Source organism: Lysinibacillus sp. FW12, from assembly GCF_050817245.1.
Taxonomy (GTDB): domain Bacteria; phylum Bacillota; class Bacilli; order Bacillales_A; family Planococcaceae; genus Lysinibacillus; species Lysinibacillus irui.
In genome coordinates this window covers 1,963,045-1,983,925 of record NZ_CP139094.1, presented here as the reverse complement: position 1 = coordinate 1,983,925, position 20,881 = coordinate 1,963,045, and the positions used below count along the sequence as shown (strand labels likewise).

Annotated in this window: 18 protein-coding genes and 1 pseudogene; 4 read left to right on the top strand and 15 right to left on the bottom strand. The window is 38.5% G+C overall.

The window, feature by feature from the left end:
* Positions 1-65 precede the first annotated feature (65 nt).
* The 5 genes and pseudogenes from ilvN to SJW71_RS10080 form a co-directional block, all read right to left on the bottom strand.
* Positions 66-602 carry an acetolactate synthase small subunit gene (gene ilvN / locus SJW71_RS10100; protein ID WP_431812200.1) on the bottom strand — a complete coding sequence of 179 codons (537 nt, stop codon included), beginning with the start codon at positions 600-602 and terminating at the stop codon, positions 66-68.
* Positions 585-2,345: pseudogene (gene ilvB / locus SJW71_RS10095) on the bottom strand (biosynthetic-type acetolactate synthase large subunit); the annotation flags it as partial. The gene ilvN and the pseudogene ilvB, both read right to left, overlap by 18 nt.
* Positions 2,346-2,827: 482 nt before the next feature.
* Positions 2,828-4,498 carry a dihydroxy-acid dehydratase gene (gene ilvD / locus SJW71_RS10090; RefSeq protein WP_431812081.1) on the bottom strand — a complete coding sequence of 557 codons (1,671 nt, stop codon included), beginning with the start codon at positions 4,496-4,498 and terminating at the stop codon, positions 2,828-2,830.
* A gap of 372 nt (positions 4,499-4,870) precedes the next feature.
* Complete coding sequence (locus SJW71_RS10085) at positions 4,871-6,193, bottom strand: D-arabinono-1,4-lactone oxidase (protein ID WP_431812080.1); 1,323 nt, start codon at positions 6,191-6,193, stop codon at positions 4,871-4,873.
* A complete protein-coding gene (locus SJW71_RS10080) occupies positions 6,181-7,359 on the bottom strand; it encodes an amino acid deaminase/aldolase (protein WP_431812079.1) in 1,179 nt (392 codons plus the stop codon). Before SJW71_RS10080 ends, SJW71_RS10085 begins: the two co-directional genes overlap by 13 nt.
* A gap of 840 nt (positions 7,360-8,199) precedes the next feature.
* On the opposite strand from SJW71_RS10080, the gene SJW71_RS10075 reads away from it, so the two are divergent.
* Positions 8,200-8,457, top strand: a complete 258-nt coding sequence (locus SJW71_RS10075; RefSeq protein WP_274793515.1) for a GlsB/YeaQ/YmgE family stress response membrane protein — start codon at positions 8,200-8,202, stop codon at positions 8,455-8,457.
* Positions 8,458-8,495: 38 nt separating this feature from the next.
* Here SJW71_RS10075 and SJW71_RS10070 read toward each other — a convergent pair whose 3' ends face one another.
* The gene (locus SJW71_RS10070; RefSeq protein WP_431812078.1) at positions 8,496-9,191 is read right to left on the bottom strand and encodes a lytic transglycosylase domain-containing protein; all 696 of its coding nucleotides are present in this window, start codon (positions 9,189-9,191) and stop codon (positions 8,496-8,498) included.
* A gap of 192 nt (positions 9,192-9,383) precedes the next feature.
* On the opposite strand from SJW71_RS10070, the gene mscL reads away from it, so the two are divergent.
* The 3 genes from mscL (at position 9,384) to SJW71_RS10055 (ending at position 12,382) form a co-directional block, all read left to right on the top strand.
* The gene (gene mscL / locus SJW71_RS10065) at positions 9,384-9,773 is read left to right on the top strand and encodes a large conductance mechanosensitive channel protein MscL (RefSeq protein WP_274793517.1); all 390 of its coding nucleotides are present in this window, start codon (positions 9,384-9,386) and stop codon (positions 9,771-9,773) included.
* Between the two features lie 329 nt (positions 9,774-10,102).
* Positions 10,103-11,218, top strand: a complete 1,116-nt coding sequence (locus SJW71_RS10060; RefSeq protein ID WP_429978889.1) for a methionine biosynthesis PLP-dependent protein — start codon at positions 10,103-10,105, stop codon at positions 11,216-11,218.
* Between the two features lie 3 nt (positions 11,219-11,221).
* Positions 11,222-12,382: an aminotransferase class I/II-fold pyridoxal phosphate-dependent enzyme gene (locus SJW71_RS10055; protein ID WP_322611930.1), complete on the top strand. Its 1,161-nt coding sequence runs from the start codon at positions 11,222-11,224 to the stop codon at positions 12,380-12,382.
* Between the two features lie 54 nt (positions 12,383-12,436).
* Here the strand turns inward: SJW71_RS10055 and SJW71_RS10050 are convergent, their stop codons facing one another.
* The 9 genes from SJW71_RS10050 to SJW71_RS10010 form a co-directional block, all read right to left on the bottom strand.
* Complete coding sequence (locus SJW71_RS10050; protein WP_429978888.1) at positions 12,437-12,865, bottom strand: NUDIX hydrolase; 429 nt, start codon at positions 12,863-12,865, stop codon at positions 12,437-12,439.
* A 538-nt stretch (positions 12,866-13,403) separates the two neighbouring features.
* Positions 13,404-15,731 (bottom strand): M13-type metalloendopeptidase, encoded by a 2,328-nt coding sequence (locus SJW71_RS10045; protein ID WP_274793521.1) that lies wholly within the window; start codon positions 15,729-15,731, stop codon positions 13,404-13,406.
* A 381-nt stretch (positions 15,732-16,112) separates the two neighbouring features.
* Positions 16,113-16,451 carry a cupin domain-containing protein gene (locus tag SJW71_RS10040; protein ID WP_322611928.1) on the bottom strand — a complete coding sequence of 113 codons (339 nt, stop codon included), beginning with the start codon at positions 16,449-16,451 and terminating at the stop codon, positions 16,113-16,115.
* Positions 16,452-16,472: 21 nt separating this feature from the next.
* Positions 16,473-17,006: a hypothetical protein gene (locus SJW71_RS10035; RefSeq protein WP_431812077.1), complete on the bottom strand. Its 534-nt coding sequence runs from the start codon at positions 17,004-17,006 to the stop codon at positions 16,473-16,475.
* Positions 17,007-17,114: 108 nt separating this feature from the next.
* Positions 17,115-17,267 (bottom strand): YpzG family protein, encoded by a 153-nt coding sequence (locus tag SJW71_RS10030; RefSeq protein ID WP_274793524.1) that lies wholly within the window; start codon positions 17,265-17,267, stop codon positions 17,115-17,117.
* A 506-nt stretch (positions 17,268-17,773) separates the two neighbouring features.
* Entirely contained in the window at positions 17,774-18,088 is a 315-nt protein-coding gene (locus SJW71_RS10025) for a DUF3784 domain-containing protein (RefSeq protein ID WP_274793525.1), read from the bottom strand.
* Between the two features lie 11 nt (positions 18,089-18,099).
* Complete coding sequence (locus SJW71_RS10020; RefSeq protein ID WP_431812076.1) at positions 18,100-19,383, bottom strand: alpha/beta hydrolase; 1,284 nt, start codon at positions 19,381-19,383, stop codon at positions 18,100-18,102.
* A 13-nt stretch (positions 19,384-19,396) separates the two neighbouring features.
* Positions 19,397-20,476 (bottom strand): DUF1648 domain-containing protein, encoded by a 1,080-nt coding sequence (locus tag SJW71_RS10015; protein ID WP_431812075.1) that lies wholly within the window; start codon positions 20,474-20,476, stop codon positions 19,397-19,399.
* 7 nt (positions 20,477-20,483) lie between these two features.
* Complete coding sequence (locus SJW71_RS10010) at positions 20,484-20,861, bottom strand: GntR family transcriptional regulator (RefSeq protein WP_431812074.1); 378 nt, start codon at positions 20,859-20,861, stop codon at positions 20,484-20,486.
* Positions 20,862-20,881: the final 20 nt, after the last annotated feature.

Below are 20,881 nucleotides of genomic sequence, written 5' to 3'. Positions count from 1 at the left end.
TCATTTCCTCCTAGAATTTGGTTTGTTTTTTTAGCTCCATAAAGCTTGTTAAATTTATATGCAAACTATTTTAAAATAGAGAGCTGTGGATTTGAGATTTTTTGTGTTTCACGAACAGAAGCAGTGGCCCCTGTACGAGTAAGCTCTTTAATGCCATATGGTCGAATGAGTTCGATAAAGGCATCAATTTTGTCTGGGTGCCCTACCACTTGATACGTCACAACGTTTTTAGCCGTATCAATAATTTGAGCACGGAATGGTTCGACAATCGAATTCATTTCCAAACGTAAATTTGGCGGTGAAATAACCTTTACCAGCGCTAGCTCTCGCAAAACAATTGATTTATCCGTTATGTCATTGACCTTTAACACATCAATTTGCTTCGATAATTGTTTCACTAGTTGCTCGATCTTGCGTTCATCCTCGACGTGGACTACAAAAGTCATCTTTGAAAAGTTTGCTTGTTCCGTATGACCTACTGTAATCGATTCAATATTGAATTGACGCTTCATCAATAGACCTGTCAATCGGTTTAACACACCACTTTGGTTAATCACAGTTACGGTAATTACTCGTTTCAATTCTTTTTTCACCCCAATCATTTCATGTAAGCCTTTGCCTGGTGCTACCATTGGGTAAACACATTCAAGCTGTTTCACTCGACAATCAATTAATACTGGCTCATCAGAAAGTAGTGCCTCACGGAAAATATCCTCCGCTTCATCAATTGTGTTAATTCGATAGCCTTTTATATTATAGGCATCTGCTAACTTAACAAAGTCTGGTTGGATTGGCATAAGCGATGATGAATAACGCTCTTCATAGAATGTCTGTTGCCATTGACGGACCATGCCAAGGCAGCTATTATTCAAAATCACAATTTTTACTGGTAAGTTAAACTCCTGTAGAATGGATAACTCCTGTGCAGTCATTTGGAAGCCTGCATCTCCTACAATCGAAATAACTTTTTTGTCTGGCTTCGCAAATTGAGCGCCAATTGCGGCTGGGAAGCCGAAGCCCATCGTACCAAGTCCACCAGACGTTACCCATGCATGATCATTATTTAAATGGTAGTATTGCGCTGCCCACATTTGATGCTGCCCAACATCAGTCGTTACAATGGCATCACCCTCAGTAATTTTATGCACTAATTGCAATGCCTCTTGTGGTAAAACTTCCTGATCATCATCATTCTTGCAATACCATAATGGATAGTCATTGGCATGATTGTTTAAATAGGCTAACCAATCTGCTGTATCAGGACCTTCGAAGTCCTTTTTCAATAATGCTTTCAAAGCTTCTTTTGCATCTGCAACGATCGGAATATCTGTCGGAACGTTTTTGCCAATTTCAGCAGGATCTATGTCGATATGGATGATTGTTGCATTTGGTGCAAATGTGGCTAAATTACCTGTTAAACGATCATCAAAGCGTGCACCAATATTAAGTAATAAATCAGATTTTGTGATGGCTGTATTTGCTGTTACTGTACCGTGCATGCCTGCCATCCCAAGGAATAAATCATGTTCACCATGAATGGACCCAAGTCCTAGCAATGTGTTCGTTACTGGAATACGGTATTTTTCTGCGAAGGCTGTTAATTCCTCACGTGCATCAGCAAAGAGAACACCTGCACCAGCTAAAATGATTGGATTCTTTGCCAAGGAAATCGCTTGAATCGCTTTTTGGATCTGTAAGTAATTTGGTTTATATGTTGGCTGATAGCCTGGTAAATAAATATCATCAGGTGCTTGTGGCGGATTCTCTACATCAAACAACATTTGTGAAACGTTTTTTGGGAAGTCCACGACAACTGGTCCCTTACGACCTGTGCTAGCAATATGGAACGCCTCTTTAACAATACGTGGAATATCATTTACGTCCTGCACTTGGTAATTGTGCTTTGTAATTGGTGTCGTAATCCCCATGATATCTGCTTCTTGGAAAGCGTCTGTTCCAATTACAGAAGTAGCAACCTGACCTGTAAAGACAACTAATGGAATGGAATCAATCATGGCGTCCGCAATACCTGTTACGAGATTTGTTGCGCCTGGCCCACTTGTCGCAATAACAACACCCGTTTTACCAGAAACACGAGCATAACCCTCGGCTGCATGAATAGCACCCTGTTCATGTCTAGTTAAAATATGGCGGATTGGATTTTTATACATTGCATCATAGATTTGCAATACGGCTCCTCCAGGATAGCCAAAGATGATTTCAACACCTTGATCGTGCAATGCCTGCACTAATACATCTGCACCGTCCTTTGCTTGATAGGTTTGCTCAGCAGTAACAGTTGTTACTAATTGTTCTTGTTCATTCATTGAAACATTTGCACTCATCAAATTATGCCTCCTTTATATCTTTCAAACTCACACATCAGTGTTGTAGATTAATGAAGTGTCACAAGCTGGATTATCTGCACTCTCTTCCATTTGGTTGAGAGTTTGCATTTCATTCGTGAAAATAATAAAAAGCCTTTTTCTCCACACGCAAAGAACTACCTTACGTAGGGATGAAAAAGACTTTCCATGGTACCACCCTTTTTTATAGCAAATAATTGCTACCTCGCGAATAAATGATTGCATTTATGCACCAATGCGAAAGAATTCGCATCCAATAGAGTGTCATAAAACATTTATTCATTAATAACGAGCACTTTCGACTATGCCCGGAGCTATCTAATGGTGTAAACACGTTTAATAGCCCACTCCGAGGGGATGTCGGATCTAGTTGTATCGCCGGCTTCCAGCACGACCGGCTCTCTGGTAGATACAAGGCTCTAGAACCTTTAACCTCATCAACGTTTTCATATATTTAGTTGTTAAATTTTCATTACGCCGCCAGTTGAGGCGTTCGTCACTAATTTTGAATATCTTGCTAGCCAACCTCGTTTAATTTTTGGCTCAAAGACTGGTAATTTTGCACGACGTTCAGCTAAAACTTCATCTGAAACTTGTAAATTAATCGTACGATTTGGTAGATCAATTTCAATAATATCTCCATTTTCAACTAAAGCGATTGGACCACCTTCAGCTGCTTCTGGTGAAATATGTCCAATTGAAATACCTCGAGATGCTCCTGAGAAACGACCATCTGTGATTAAAGCAACCTTTGTACCAAGACCACGACCTTGAATCGCAGAGGTAGGTGCAAGCATTTCTGGCATCCCCGGGCCACCTTTAGGTCCCTCGTAGCGAATGACGACTACATGGCCCTCTTTAACTGTTCCATTATCAATATTCTCTTGGGCTGCTTCTTGTGAATCAAAAACGATTGCTTCGCCTTTGAATAATTGGATGGAAGGATCAACCGCCCCTACTTTAATAACAGAACCCTCCGGTGCGATGTTACCGAATAATACGGATAACCCACCTACAGCACTATATGGATTGTCTTTTGTTCGAATGACTTGATCATTCGTGATGTGATAATCTTTAACAAGTTCTCCCATTGTCACTCCTGCAACTGTAGGACGATCTGGGTGAATAGCACCTGGAATCGTTGTTAATTCGTTAATAATGGCGCTAACTCCACCAGCTTTATTGATGTCATCCATTGAAATATCCGAAGCAGGCATAATTTTTGCTAAATACGGTACGCGTTCCGCTACTTTATTAATATCTTCAATGTTATAGTCTATTTCTGCTTCATTCGCAATGGCTAATGTATGAAGAACAGTGTTTGTTGAGCCACCCATTGCCATATCAAGAGCAAATGCATCATCAATAGCTTCTTTTGTAATAATATCGCGTGGCTTAATATCTTCTTTTACCATACGAATTAATTGTTTAGCTGCTTCTTTAATCAGCTGGTGACGCTCTTCAGAAGTAGCTACGATTGTACCATTCCCTGGTAATGCGACACCTAGCATTTCCATTAAGCAGTTCATGGAGTTTGCTGTAAACATACCTGAGCATGAACCACATGTTGGACATGCATTATTTTCAATATCTAACAGCTCTTCAGCTGACATTTTCCCTGATTTATGAGCCCCTACTCCTTCAAAAACTGATGTGAGGGAAAGCTGCTTACCTGTAGCAGAGGTACCGGCCTCCATTGGACCACCCGAAACAAAGATAGATGGTACATTCGTACGAACCGCTGCCATAAGCATACCAGGTGTAATTTTGTCACAGTTTGGAATATAAAAAACACCATCAAACCAGTGTGCATTAATAACCGTCTCAGCTGAGTCTGCTATAATTTCACGACTAGGTAATGAATAACGCATCCCAATATGCCCCATTGCAATACCATCATCGACACCAATTGTATTAAATTCGAATGGAATACCACCCGCTTCAATAATAGCTTCTTTCACTACATCAGCGAACGTACGTAAATGAACGTGACCTGGTATTATGTCGATATAAGAGTTACAAACCCCAATAAATGGTTTGCCTAAATCTTTTGCTTTTACTTTGCCTGTTGCATATAAAAGACTTCGATGTGGCGCTCGATCTACGCCTACTTTAATCATGTCACTTCTCATTTTAAACGCCCCTCATTGCTTTCCATACTTTGTTCGTCACTATAATCAAAATGTTCTGTCTCTTTTGTTTTTATTTATAGATTAACAGCTTTCTAGTCGATCACTGCTGTAACGAACGTGTTAAATTGTTGTTATCATAGTACGAAAAAAAGGTCTCGTCAACACTATTTTTTGAATTGTTTAAACAATTCAAAAAATCTGTCAAAATTGAAATCGTTTACATGCTGATTAAGCATAAGTTTTATCTCGCTTTGATAAAAATTTTGACATTTCGTTCAAATTTAAATTTTTCTGATAAAAACAAAAATGAATAAATAATAGACCTACCAAATAGTAGGACAAGGTGGAATCATATAAAAATAGAGAGAGCGCTTACAATAGAAACAGTTTTTTTAAGTATCCTGTAAAAAATACTTGATCTGGATCATACTGCTGCCGAACCGTTAAAAACTTTTCGATCTCCGGATATAACTCATACACTTTTTGTGCTGTTAAATGATGTTGTTTTCCCCAATGAGGACGACCTTCATATTTTTGCATCAATGTATGCACCCATTTAAAATAAGGCTCCTCCGACATCCCTTTATACATATGAAAAGCTATAAAGGCTGACTCACGCCCCTGCGTAGGACTTAAAAAACCTGCTTCACCCGCAGTTGTTCGACACTCTAATGGAAAATGTACATCAAAAAGGCCTTTTTTAAAGGTTGCATGAATTTCTTCTAAACAGGCTTCAAAGTGAGATAACGGGATGGCATATTCACTCTCTTGAAACTTTACACTACGAGGTGAAGGATAAATTTCATAGCTTATTCCTACTTTTTCACTTTCCACGACATTAGCAGCAGCTATTTTACTCATCGTACCACTTAACGAAGGTTTCCATTTACATAGCTCTGACATAGCAAAGAAAGCACCATTTTCTACTATTTGAAGTTTTAGAGTTTCAATTCTCTTATTCCATTCACTTTGATAGATAGGCGCTACAGCATTCATTCGCTTTACTTGAATCGTCTCACTTCCAGGGAAATAAAACCACTCTACATGTCGATGTAGACGAATATCCTCAGCAAATGTAGTAAGTCCATTGCTCAATGTCTCTCTTGCCCCCACATAATGTAAGCCATATAGTGGCATTACCTTGACCGTAACTTTGACAAGAATACCAAGCATACCTAATGATACATGAAGGGCTTCGGATACATCGTCCATCCCTCTCCTGTGCTCATGATAAGTACCCTTTCCATCTACAAAGCCCCATGCCATAACTGCAGATGACAATGAACCTAGTGTAACACCTGTACCATGTGTGCCGGTCGATACTGCCCCTGCAATCGTTTGCTCCTGAATATCCCCCATATTGATTAAAGCAAAGCCATGTTTTGCCAGCATTGGACCCATTTCATAGAGATAGGTTCCAGCCCACAAAGTTGCCTCCTGCCTTTCCTCATTTACAGCAATTAATCCACGCATATTATGTAGGGAAATAGCTATATGCTCCGGCATTGCCACAGCGCTAAATGAATGAGCTGCACCTGTGACACGAATCGATTTTCCTGTTTCGCGTGCTTGTTTTACAATAGTTGAAACTTCTTCAATAGAATGTGGTGCATACATTTCGCTTGGATATGAAATAACATTCCCTGCCCAGTTAGTCCATTTTACTCCATTTCGCCATTTTTCTAAAGAAAACATTGGCCATCCCCCCTGTAAGTTGTGTAACGCCCGATATACTTGTCCCCTCGAATACCATGTAGCACTTGGAAACGCTCACAAAGCTCTCCTGCTTTGGCATGTCGAAAATAAATTGTATCGCCAATATTGACCGTTTTTCCTTTGACCTTAATAGGTGTTTGCACCTCACCGGCTCCCTCTAAGGTAAGATATGCGAATGTGGTAGGTTCATAGAATACTGGCAAGCGGTCCATGTTTACTGCACCTGAAGCCGTATAGCCCCCTCCGTGACAAACAACGATATTTTTTTCAGGCTTTCTCGTCACCCTTAAAGCAAATCCAGCTGCTTTTTCTAGCTGTAAATGAGTAAATTGATCGAATAGTCCAGGAGCGTAAAATGCAGATCCTACAGTAATTTCAGTCACTTCTTTTTGCTTGGCGGTGTAAGACATACTCCCAGAGCCACCACCATTAACAAAGCGTAGGTTTGGAAAATACGCTTTAATATGGGCAATAGCTAGTCGACGGAATTGTGTAACTTGTTTTTTGGCCTGCACTTGCATGGCGTCTATGACCCTACCTTTTAAAGCATTTGCAGGACGATTACCAACCCCTGCAATTTGGGCCTCATAGCCCATCGCTCCAACAACTTCCAAGAAAGGATTTTTTTGAATATATTGTAAGAAAGGAGTTAACGTCTCAAGCGAATATAATGAGGAACGCTTTGTTCCAAAATACAATACTTTAAAATCATTCGACACATTGATATCGATACAGATTTGTACACGTACATCTATTTCTTCCCCTAACCTCGCCAATAATTGGACATGTTCCTGTCGATCAACCATAAAAGTAACCGTTTTTCCTTCTTTGACGAAATGCAACAAGCGGCGAATAGACGCTTCCTCCATTACCGGATAGCCTAGTAATACATCATCAAATTGCTGCTGAAGTAAGAAAATCGTCTCGGCAGCCGTGAACGTCATAAATCCTACAACCTGTGCGAGGTTTTTTTGAACATACCGGAGCACGTCGACAGAACGAATCGATTTTGTCGCAATGCGAATTTGTTTCTCGCCACAGGCATCTTGTACAATTTGGATATTTTTATCCAGCGCATCTAAGTCCAACCATGCAAAAGGTCTCTCCACATCAATGAATGCTTGATCTAATCTTAGCGTCATCATACCCCTCCCCTATATGTCTATGTATTTGACATTTGGCAGAAAAATCCCTCTTTTCAGTTATTTGGTCAAAATAAAAACAACCGTGAGCTGCAAATAATTTACACGACACGGTTGTTTTAGAATGAGACAAACATTTTATTCACCTTTCTATTTAATTGTTACGTTGTGTATAAGAAATCGGCTGCAAGATTTAGTAAAACTAACAAATGCAAACCAGCGATAAGAAAACCTTGACGATTCAAACGTTTCATGACAGCCATATTCATAAATAACACGCTCCTTTTCCTACATTATAATCGTTTTAAACAAAATTTTCAAACTATTCAAAAAGTGATGATTTTCCCATTTTTCCTTTCACTAAAATGAAAAATGATTAGGTAACTATGAATAATAGCCTATAACAAATACGGAAAATGAACATGCATATAGGTGATAGGTAATTGAAATTCTGCATCAACAAAAATGTGTGTTGTCGCGAATGAACAGGCTGTTTTTGCAAATAATTTAGTTAGATGGTTGATTTTATACTACTTACAATGGGGAGTTGGCGTAGATTGTAGATACTGGTACAAATTTCATTTGTGAACATACTATAGAAGTAAGCGATTCATTCGATGTATGGACCATATAGAAGTATTGTATTTAATGTGGACATTTTCACAATAAATTATGCAGAAGGATTGGCTGTCATCCCTCCAGCCAACGCAAATTAGGCATCATACCCCAGCCTAATTTAAAGCATGTAATAATTACTAAACAAAATCAATGCGTTTAATCTACTCCATTCAGGGTATAACTAAGTAATCGCCATTATATCTTAATTTTAAGGAGATGAAAATAATGATTAGTTTCATTTGGTATTTAATCATCGGAGGAATTCTTGGATGGTTAGCTGGCGTAATTTTAGGTAAGGATGTACCTGGTGGCATCATTGGGAATATTATTGCAGGTATTGTTGGTTCTTGGATTGGTAGTATGGTTTTAGGGAACTGGGGTTGGAAAGTAAGTGATTTCTACGTATTCCCAGCACTAATTGGTGCTATCGTGCTGATCTTTATCGTCAGCCTTATTCTAAAAGGTATGCGTAAAGCAACTTAAATATGTAATGAAGAGCCATCCAATGTGATGGCTCTTTATTATTCATTATTTATAAGAACAGCCGCTTTGAGATCATCATGATAATCATCATATAATTTGTAGTAATACAACACATCTTCTACATATTCTTTGCTATGGTTGTATTCAAAAACAGCGTTCTTAATATTCCCTTTTGCAGCACCGTATTTAGATAAGTAATTAGCTGCGCTAAATACCGCATCCTCTATATCATATGGGTCAGCTATGCCATCTCCATTTGCATCTACGCCAAATCCTCCATATTTTGCAATGGTTTCTGGGTTCATTAATTCTGCCTTCGTGATATTACCTTTACCTAGCCCTGAACAAGTGGGATGCTTCCAACCAACGAATGTGCAAGGCATGAATTGCAAATGGCCTTCTGCTCCTGCTGACGAAACCATCGTTTTTATAGTAGAAAAACGTGTTTCAATTCGATGGTGTGCTGCAAGTAATGTCCATGGTACACCATATTTCTCCTCAGCCGCTACATATATAGGTATGTATTTCTCTGGAATATTCATATCGAAATGTTGTTGAATTTCTTCAATCGCCTTTTGTTGCGAGAGTTTTTCGAAAATCGGTAGTGTTTGAAGTTCCTTCCACGCAAAAAATGTCAGGACATAAACAGTTATCGCTATAGGAATTAATAATGCTATCATGCCCAATTTTGTGGCTGATGATAACATCGGTTTGTTATTCTTTTTCTTTGCCATAAGTCACACCTAATCTAGTATTCTTCATCCATTTTACCAAATTTTACGATATAGGTAGTAAATCTTTTGAAATTATGTACTTTATTAAACAAGATTACTATTTTCACTACGAAAGCGGTTGAAAGGTTTGGGAAAAATATAGTAAAATACAGATTGATTAATTTTATGGATAATAATAGGGAGGAATTTATTTTGTGGAAAGACTTTAAAGAATTTGCGATGAAAGGCAATATTGTCGATCTAGCAGTTGCAGTTGTTATTGGTGGTGCTTTCGGTAAAATTGTTACCTCCTTAGTTGAAAATATCATTATGCCATTAGTTGGTGTTTTAACAGGTGGTATTGATTTAACAAAGAGCTTTGTCTTTGGCTCAGGTGAAGCCCAAGTCAATTTAGGTGTATTTCTACAATCAATCATTGATTTTTTAATCATTGCATTTGCTATTTTTATGGCCTTACGAATCATGACGAAACTCACTCGTAAAAAAGAGGAAGCTGTTGTTGAAGAACCAGCTCCTGAACTGGATGCTAAAGAAGAGCTCCTCAAAGAAATTCGCGACTTGCTAAAAAAAGAACAAGCCTAACATAAGGGTCAAAAGCATCTGTCACATTGAGGCAGATGCTTTTATTTTGAGCTTCTATGTTGAAATTTACTTCTTTTGGTGGTCACTGCTTCCTTTCATAGTATTACCACTTCATAGTATTACCACTCTCCCTTCGTTTTATTTGACGTCATCACATTCTATACCCTACTATTCCTACTTGATTAACAATAAATAATCTAGCTAATTTTCTGAAATCACCCTTGTTCTTCTTGGGTATCCATGTTAAATTGGTAACAATTATTGAGAATACTATTAAATTGAAAGCGAAATTTGTCGCTTTTAATAATATTGGAGAAAAGAGTGACGTCATGACATTAAACAGAAGTATTGAAACAAAACTTGTACAACTAGGAAATTTAAGTGATCCGGCAACAGGTGCTGTGAGTCCACCAATTCATTTATCAACTGCTTATAAACATGGAGGAATTGGAGAATCTACTGGCTTTGACTATACTCGTACAAAGAATCCAACACGTGCTCTTTTAGAAGCAGGGATTGCAGATTTAGAAGGTGGCGACATGGGCTTTGCCTGTAGCTCTGGGATGGCTGCCATTCAACTAGTCCTATCCATATTTAAACCAGGCGATGAATTAGTGGTGCCAGATGATTTATATGGCGGTACATATAGACTTTTTAACTTCTTCCAAGAAACTTATAATATCAAAGCTGTCTATTCAAAATTTGAATCAGTTGAGCAAGTGGAAGCATTAATTAATGAAAATACACGTGCATTATTTATTGAAACACCGACAAATCCCCTTATGCAGGAATTTGATTTACAAGTGTATGCAGAATTAGCACATAAGCACGGAGCTTTATTAATTGTCGATAATACCTTCTATACTCCTTACTTCCAACGTCCGATCGAATTAGGGGCAGACATAGTAGTACATTCTGCTACGAAATATATCGGTGGACATAATGATGTCTTAGCTGGTCTAGTAGTAGCGAAAGGCGCAGAATTAGCAGAACGTATTGGTTTTATTCATAATGGCAGTGGCATGGTGTTAGGGGCGATGGATTCATGGCTGCTTATTCGCGGCTTAAAAACAATGCATCTTCGATTAAAACAACATGATGTGAATGCGAAAGCAATTGCTGCTTATTTAGAGGAAGAGGAATTAGTGACAGATGTACTTTATACAGGAAAAGGTGGAATGTTGTCATTCCGTTTGCAAAAGCCTGAATGGATAGATCCATTCCTTCGTAACTTAAAGTTAATTACATTTGCTGAAAGTCTAGGTGGTGTCGAAAGCTTTATTACGTATCCGGCTACACAAACACATGCCGATATGCCTTATGAAGAACGTGTTGAACGCGGCGTTTGTGATCGTTTATTACGCTTCTCTGTTGGTATTGAGGAAGCAGAAGATTTAATTGCAGACTTACGTCAAGTGTTCGATATCCTTAGAAAAGAGGCATAAAAAATGAAGCAACGTATTGAAACTAGTCTCATTCACGCAGGGGTTCGCGATGGCTATGCGAATCAAAAAGGGGCCGTCAACGTTCCTATGTATCTATCATCTACGTTCCACCAAGAAAGTATTGATGAGTTTGGCGAATATGACTATGCACGCTCTGGCAACCCTACGAGAGATGCGTTAGAAAAAGCTATTGCCGAGCTGGAAGGTGGCGTTCGTGCTCATGCGTTCTCTTCTGGAATTGCGGCCGTATCAGCAGCACTCATGTTGTTATCACAAGGTGACCATATCGTCGTGACGGAGGATGTATATGGAGGTACGTATCGTTTTGTAACGAAAGTGTTACCACGTTTTGGCATTTCCCATAGTTTTGTGGATTTTACAGATATAGCTGCAGTTGAGGCAGCGATAACCCCTGCTACAAAACTATTATATATGGAGACACCATCGAACCCAACATTAGGTATTACCGACATTCGTGGTGTAGTGGCACTTGCGAAGCAACATCAATGTCTTACATTTTTAGATAATACTTTTATGACACCATTACACCAGCGGCCATTAGAACTTGGTGTTGATGTAGTCATTCATAGTGCAACAAAGTTTTTATCTGGCCATTCTGATATCATTGCTGGCTTAACAGTCACAGCTGATGAAAAGCTAGGACAAGAGCTATATTTTATCCAAAATTCATTCGGAAATATTTTAGGTGTACAGGATTCTTTCACACTATTACAAAATATTAAAACAACCGATGTACGCTTTAGTCGTTCTGCTGAATCTGCTCAAAAAATTGCAGAATTTTTAGCTAGTAACCCACTGGTGGAACAAGTCTACTATCCTGGACTTGCCTCACACCCAGGATATGCCATTCATCAGCAACAATGTACAAGTGCTGGAGCTGTATTATCTTTCCGTCTACCAAGTTATGCAGCTGCAAAAGCATTAGTCGAAGCGATGACAATTCCTGTTTTTGCAGTCTCACTTGGGGGAGTGGAATCAATTCTTTCCTACCCAGCAAAGATGAGTCATGCTGCTATGGAGCCTGAGGAGCGTGCAAAACGTGGGATTACAGATGGCCTTTTACGTTTTTCTGTAGGGCTTGAGCATGTAGAGGATTTAATTGCTGATTTCACACAAGCTTTGGAAATTGCTGCACGAGCATAATTGAAGAAACATGAAAACCGCGCCTAGTATGACGCGGTTTTTATTATTGAACGCTCAATTTTCCACCTTGGCTAATAAACGATATAAATAATCCCCATGCCCCTTCGCCAACAATGCATCTTGCTCTACCGAAATCCAATAAAAAGAAAATAGTAAGTCTCCTTCGTTCAATCCCGTTGGATGATGCTGCCAAGAATCTGATGATTCATTCGTGGTTAAATGGTAAAAATATCGCTTCTGTAAAATACCTGACGGATGATTAAAGTAATCCTGTGCAATGAGTCCCTGGACGACAAGCGATGTGAGACCTGTCTCCTCCAACATTTCACGCTTCACTGCCTCTAATGGTGTTTCACCTTCCTCAACTGTACCTTTTGGAACTTGAATACCTGCCCCTATGGTATTTTGTTCAAATACGAGTACTTGTATTTGTTCCTCACGTTCTCTCGTAATATAGCCAAATGCTTTTTCAACTACTTGCATGAAAGTAATCCCCCTCTACTGATTGGATATTACAATAAAGATAAAAATTGGATTTCCAGGTGAAAAGTGTTGACACTTATTATACGATAGATACACGAAAATGACATTACTTTTGTACAGAATTTCCTAGTAAAAGTTGGTTTTAAATATATGAAGGTAACGCAGCTCCTGAAACTTAAATAGTTTATTATTATCTTTTTGAGACACTAGCGTTTTAATAAACATATCATATGGTAAAAGCCTGATGCTCGTGAAGAAATGGCGATGATATTGTGCAGACTTCTCAACAAGTTAAAAGTGTTTTGCGCAATATTATCAGTCGCCAGAGTTATACTTAATAAGATAAAGATTTTAGTTGAGATATCTTTTTCTTAAAATAACTGGCCCTCGTAGGATTAGCGATTCAGGAAAAAAGACAGAATTTAATCAACAAGCTTTGTCGATTAAATCTGTCTTTTTGATTTTAACAGCTATAGTTTTTGAATATACAGCCTTACATTAAATGGTCTTCTTAGTCAGCTATCGATATAATTAAATTTTACCAGATAGAAACTCGGTCCTCCGGGGCTACATACATGCCATCTCCCGCCTTAATTCCATAGGTATCATAGAATTGCTGGAAGTTTACAATCGTACGGTTTACTCGAATTTTATTGGCTGAATGTACATCGTTTTTGCTCAGAACCGCTGCAAATTCTTTTGTAGTTGTGGATTTCCACATTTCTGCATTACTTTCGAAATAGGCTTTATAATCAGGATTACTCATTTGAGAGACAACTTGTAGTGAAGCAGCCATCCCACCTAAATCAGCGACATTCTCGCTTAGTGTCAGCTGCCCGTCGTTCAATACTCCTGGAATAATCTCAATAGCATTATAAAACTCAATCAATTTCTGATTTTTATCTTTGAATTTCTCAAAGTCCTCATCTGTCCACCAGTTATTTGCATTTCCATGTTCGTCGTAGGCAGATCCGTTGTTATCAAAAGCATGGCTTATTTCATGACCAATAACCATGCCAATAGCACCATAGTTTTCTTCAGGTTTAGCGTTAATATCATAGAAAGGAGCTTGCAGAATACCAGCAGGGAATGTAATTTCGTTATTAAGAGCATTGTAGAAAGCATTTACAGTGTATACGCTCGTTACCCATTCTGATCTATCCACCGGTTTTCCTAGCTTAGCTTTCGTGTTCTCAATGTATGCTTTGTTTACTGCAAAGGTATTAGAGAACAGTGAACCGCCTTCGTCATAAGTCTTGATCGCTACGTTATCTAATGTCGCATCCCACTTATCTGGGTAACCGATTTTAACGATCATAGTATCCAGCTTTTTAATAGCTTTCGCTTTTGTTGTTTCAGACATCCAATCAAGAGATTTAATTCTCTCTTCATACGTAGTAATTAACTTCTCTACCATCTGCTCAACATCTTTTTTAGCATTTGGTGAAAAATGTTTCTCGGCAAACATTTGCTCCAAATATCCGCTCATTGTACTCGTTGTTAGGGCTACAGCGTTTTCCTGTTCTGTTTTTTCTCCTGTAACTCCATATAACGTTGCAGCAAACTCATTAGCAGCGTCCCCGAATTCATCTGATAGCAAACTGCCTGTTGCCATAAGTAATTGCACTTTCGAGTAAGCTTTAAGCACATGAAGGTTCGTATCATTCAAGACTTCCGCACCTTTTTCCGCCAGCTTTAAATCGAATACGATTACTTTATCAGCACTGTCGACCTTCATAGATGTCAAGACTTGCTTCATATCTACTGTCTTAAACATGTCATCGAATTGTTGAATTGTATATGGATTATAATATTTATTAACATCGCCTTGTTCATGAGGATCGAGCGACACAGAAGCTAAGCTTTTTTCCATTTCGTAAACTTGCTCAGCAAGTGCTTTCGCTGTAGACTCTTCCTCGCCAGATACTACAAGAAGTTTTGTCATATATTCAATATAGGCATTTTTTGCATTTGCATCTTCCGTAACAAAACTGTTCTTATCCAAACCAGTTGCTAATCCGGCGTAATACAATGCATTTTCACTGCTGTTCTTTGCATCGTTCATGATGGCAAAGCCGAAAAGTGAGCTTAGTCCTAATTCTTTTTCTTGAGCAAGATCTGCTTGAACAAGTTCATCAAGAGTTTTAGCTTCGTTAATTGCCTTTACATATTTTTGGATGGGCTCAATCCCCTGCTTATTTCTATTTTTTGTATCTAACGCTGTCGAATAGAAGTCGGCAATTTTTTGTTCCTTAGTGCCTTCTGCAAATTCTTTACCAGAGAGCGCGTTTATTATTTCTTCAATTTTATCGGTATTTTCCTTTTGAAGCTCAGGGAAACCACCACCCATGATTTCTCCTACCGGAATTGTTGATTTATTTAACCATTCTTTATTGATTGCTTCATAAAAATCATCATTTAAATGTGAGCCTTTAAGTGACCATATTCTAGCGATGATGTTTTGGAATTCAGCAATCGTAATCGTGTCATTTGCACCTAAGGTACCGTCAGCGTTACCCGTCAGGACGCCTGCTTTTGTCAGTTTATCGATATCTTTTTTTGCCCATGCAGGTACATCTGTAAACTCAATGTCAAATGTTCCACTGCGAAGGTCATTGCCAACTGGCTCTGGCAATTCACCGAATGCTCTGCTCAACATGACTAATGCTTCCACTTTCTTAGCTGGCTCATTCTCTCTTAAATCTCCGTTTTTAGAGCCTTGTATTACAGTTGCTTTGTTAATTCCTGGTTGATAAGCATCTGCTGCTGTCAACAAGGTTGTAACGATATCTCCTCTTGTCGCTACTGGCGATGTTTCATCGGCATACACCGATACGCTAACGGATAGGACCATTATTATGGTCATGAGTAAAGATAAAAACTTCTTTTTCATCGTCGTGCTCCTCTAGTGTATTTTGTATAAATAAAGATAAATAGGTAGAATTTAGAGTTTCTACCATCCGTCTATTGTAGTTGATTTTCTTTAGTTTGAAAATATGTAAGTGGCATTTTCATTTTAAGCGGGATAATCTAGTCCGTTTTTTCGCGAAGGTAACTCATCAATAAGGTCGCTTTTTTAGTTAGCACAGTTAAGTACTGCTTTAAATAAAAAACGATGATCAATTTTCTACGATTAGAAAATTGGCCTTTATAAAGCACAGTGCATTTACTTAATACACCAAGCCTATAATAGACTTGCACCATCTATTGCTCTCTCTTAAGCTTTTTATACGAACAAATTCAATCTTTATGTAAGATGTAGATGCTCTGACTGGATTACAAGTGCTGTTAATCCTGTCATACTGCCGGATTCGTGCGCTTGTCCTTGTTGCCAAAGTACACCCTCTCCTGTTTTTATAACCATCTTTTCTCCATCTTCACCGCAAACCCAACCTTCACCCTGAACAACAATAAATAGCTGTGGAATGGGGGCTTCATGCATACCTACGACACCACCTGGTTCAATATAGATCAAGCCAATACTGGTAGGTTCTTCTGTTTTCATGATCTTTCGATAAAAAGCATCCACTGAATTATAATGGATGATTTCATTAGCTACTTCTTGTGTGAATTGTATTCGTTTCATTCATTCTTCGTTCCTTTCCTACTAGGCTAATTCTTCTTGCGCAAATGCTAGTAGTGTGCCAACCTCTTTCTTGACATAAAAAGCAAAAGCATCATAACCATTGCATTTGATTGTTTCCCAGTCTGCTGTTTGTCCACTGATGAGGAGCACATTTCCATGGTCATCTGAACGATAGTCATCAGCCTCTTCATCATAGTCAATATTATAGAAAAATGAGACGACTATTTCAGTGGCCGGCATATTATATTTCTTTAACGGACGATTAACACGTTGATCTTCTGTATATTCATCGCAGAATAGCGCATTATAGCCATGTAGGGTCGCATCAAACAGTAAGATCTGCTCCGTTGTTTCAGAATCTTTAGCGACGATTCTAGCATGTTCGCCAGTGATGATAGGCAATGGTTCGTCTTCAATTGTTAATAAATCACCGTAAAACCAAATTTCAAACTGTCGATTGCCTGTACTAGAATGAAGCTGAAACTGGGTTTCAACATCTTCTTGTTGGATGTTTTCTGCAAATGACTGTAAATATGTAGGAATAGAAATATTCAAAGCTTAATCCTCCTTTTTATATAATAATACATGCCACTTTCTATTTTTATCCATAAAAAAAACCCAGAATTTTTTCTGGGCTTGATGACACTTACTTTTCTAGCATGATTAAAACTGACGGGCCTTTGCTTCACTTCGCAACAGGCGGTTATGGAGGGTAATCTCCGTTTCACCATTTACTTGCGATTTGGAATGCTTAATCCTTGACCAGTTGCGGTGGATTTTTTGAGATTTTGGATCTAAATTTTCGAACCTACTCATTTTTCATCCTCCTCATCATTATAGATTTCATAAGTGAATCTTTGTTATTATGAGCTACCTGGATGAATTTATACAAATTTTCATGGATGAAAACGCTACTCACTTTTTTTCATGAAGGAGATGAAGATTACAGTGATGACTACCACTTATAAAAAGAGACGATGATGATCATTAAGTGAAAGAACGTCATTTTAAAAAACACAACAAGATCAAAATAATGCTGTTGATTTCTATTATTGGCGGACGCTTTCCACGATCGGGGTCGAGTTGCTTCCCTCTTTGCTCTCAGTCCTAGATCTCGACTTTCCCGCTTTACCTCTGGAGTCGCCGTCCTGCGTTCCAATCTCCTTCTACTTAAAGAACTCCATATTCGTATGTTGATAAAAAGTAAATTTTCAAGGTGATTCATCACGAAAGAAATAAGATTGTAGACTAACTCGAAATTCATTGAGTTGGTCTACAGTCTGAAAAGCAAAATGTACATTATAGTCTTGTCATTGCACGATTTATCTTTTGAAACGATTGCCGGTATTCACAAAAATCATTAAGAAAATCGTTAGGGCTATGAAAAGAATAAATCCTATACTAAATAACCACTGTGTATGGAATACTTCATCCAGAATCCACAAGAGAACGCAAAAACAATAACCATACATCATTTTCCCCATAAATTTTGCTAGTGCTTTTTCGTCATATTGTTTTTTATCTTCTTGTGGCAACGTATTAAAGCCGGCAATTAAAAATGCTCCTTTACCTTGTGATAAAACGATGGCAAAGATGAGAAATGGCAACATGATTATTAAATAGACAAGAACTCCCATAGTCAATCAACCTACTTTTTCGTTTGTATAAATTGCTCTATCGCTGGTAGTAATTCTTCATGTAACGGCAATGAAGGGTCTGCATAGGTTGCTAAGTTTTTGGCACGATCGACTGGTGCCTTTTTCAGCACATGATTCATGCCCTCCATATAAAGCAGCTGTGCCTCTGGTTTGCGATTCTTTAATGCCTCCGCATCGGCTTCTTTCACTTGTAAATCGGTTGTTCCTTGGACTAATAATACACGACTTTTCACTTTGGCAAGCTCATCGGCAGGATGATACTTTAACAAGGAAATAAGGAAAGGCTGTACAGATGGTCGGAAGAGTGCTTGAAGCTCTTGCGAAACATTTTTCACTTGCTCACCTTGTTTTAACGATTTCAAAATGTCTGTCGATTCGTTGAATAGCTTTGGCGGTAACTGACCTTTTATTTGCTCTAATAGCACCTCATCCAATGGTCTTCCCGCTCCCGCAATCGAGACAAAGGACTCTACATCTGTTTTTTGGGCTGCTAGCAAACCAATGAGCGAACCTTCGCTATGTCCAATAACGTGAATACTTGAGTAAGCTTCATCAGCTTGTAATGCTTGGATAATTTGTACTGCATCATCTACGTATTGATCGAACGTGCTATCCTCTTCCTTTGTTAAAAGTGCTTGATTATCACCAAGTCCACGCTTATCATAGCGCACTGTCGCAATGCCCTCTTGCGCTAACCCTTCAGCAAGCATTTTCAAGCTATTATTTTTACCAGCTAAAGCTGAATTTCCATCCTTATCTGTTGGTCCAGAACCAGCAATAATAAGTGCCACTGGCGTTGGAGATGCGCTAGCCTTTTGCAATGCTACGGTTAAGTTACCATCTTCAACAGGAATCTTTAATGTTTCGTACGTAACGGGTTGCTCTTTATAAGCTTTTAAGATTAATGGGAATTTGGCACCATTTTGTTGGAATGTAGCCTCTATTTGCTCATTTTTTAATGTTCCATTTATAGCAATCACAGAGCCGTTTAAATGAATGGATACTGTTACTTTATCGCCTGTATAGCTCACGCTTTTAAATGGAAAGTTCGATAAGCCTTGCGCTGGGACAGATAATGTGCCAGCTTCCTTTTGTAAATCAACGATAATCGGTAATGGTCCATTAGGTGTTTCAATATTTCCTTCCCATTTTCCAATAAACTGTTCACTCATGGCACGTTCCCCTTTTGTTTCTTGATTTTCAGCTGTCGCCTCTTTTTGCCCACAAGCCCCTAAGAGTAACAGCGTACAGCATAACAATAACCATTTTTTCATCTAATCTTCCTCTCTATATAAAGATCACCAATAAAATTGGCAATAATGTTATACCAATTAAGAAGTAGCTCCACTTGTTGGCAAAATTAACGGTCCAGCCAATTCCGTATTTTTTTTGCACTAATAGGGATGGATCATTTTTGTTGCAATAAAATATGCCCCATTTCCAGTATTGATCATCTGCTACAGCTGTTTCATTTGTATGTATTTCATCAAATCGTTCATTACTTTTACTGAGCTTCCAAATTAGTAATAGCAAGCCCCCTAACGTAACGACATTAAAAACAAGAAAAAGTAGGAAAAAGTATGGGGCTGTTTGGTCATGTAAAATCACAGTTGTATAGTGTAAAACAATAAAAAGAATTGTCATACTAAAATTTATCGCAGCTAAATACCAGCTTCCATATTTACGGTGAGCTAGCTCACGATGAATGGATGCTTCTTTAGCTTGTGCGCTCAATTGTATTTTGGCGCTTTTCATGCCCCGCCCCATAATGAAAAAGCTGATTTGTATCGCTAATAATAGCAGCGGCATACTGATGACAGAAATCCATGATTTTTCCGTCCAGCCATCTACCTTGCCTGCTTCATTCCAATGTGTCGCAAAAACATCTGGAATGGACTCATAATTCATGTACGTAAAAGTGATGAGTGCTACTGTCATAATGATTGGTAAGCTAAAAAATACAGGCGATAGTGTTTCATCTTTTTGGCGAATAGATAAATCTGTAACGTAGACCATTTTTATGTGAGCTTCCCATTGCTCCTGTGCCTTTAATTTTTTCGTTCTGACATGGTAATTCATGTAAAGGCCAGATGAAAGCAGGAGCATGACATACAAGAAAATAAAGGAAATTAAAACCACCTTATCCTCTTTTATGGGTGAAAAGTATAAGCTGATTTGTCCGAGTAAAAATAAAGCTGTAAGAGCACCTATTATTTGGCTATACTTTTTCTTCCAAAGCAGTAATTGAGGATGTTTGACATAGGGTTCTGGTATGGAAACACCAAAGACAATCGATTTTCTTGATAAGTGTGGTGTCATAGCTTCCAAAATCCCGACGATAATAAAGATGCCTACTATTATAAGCATACTACCCCTACTTCCATTGTTTTAAAATTCGTTGGAACAAATTTGTCATTTGTTCTTTTTCGAGCCCACGAGCAAAAGCTTCCGCCATAATAGGCTTTAAAGCATTTTCTACTTTTTCCACCTCTATTTCCTCAAGCTCCCGCTTTTGACCACCAATAATAACAGCTTTTGCCTTTGGTTTTAATTCGATTAAGCCCTTATCTTCAAGCTCATGATAGCTCTTACTCACCGTGCTCACATTGACTCCTAAATCCGTAGCCATGGCACGCACAGATGGTAATGTATCACCATTTTTTAGCTCACCAGTAGCAATCATTTCAATCAATTGATTGGCTAATTGTTTATAAAGCTGCAATTCACTGCTTGGATCTAACCGTATTTGCATGTCACCCCTCCAATCTGTAT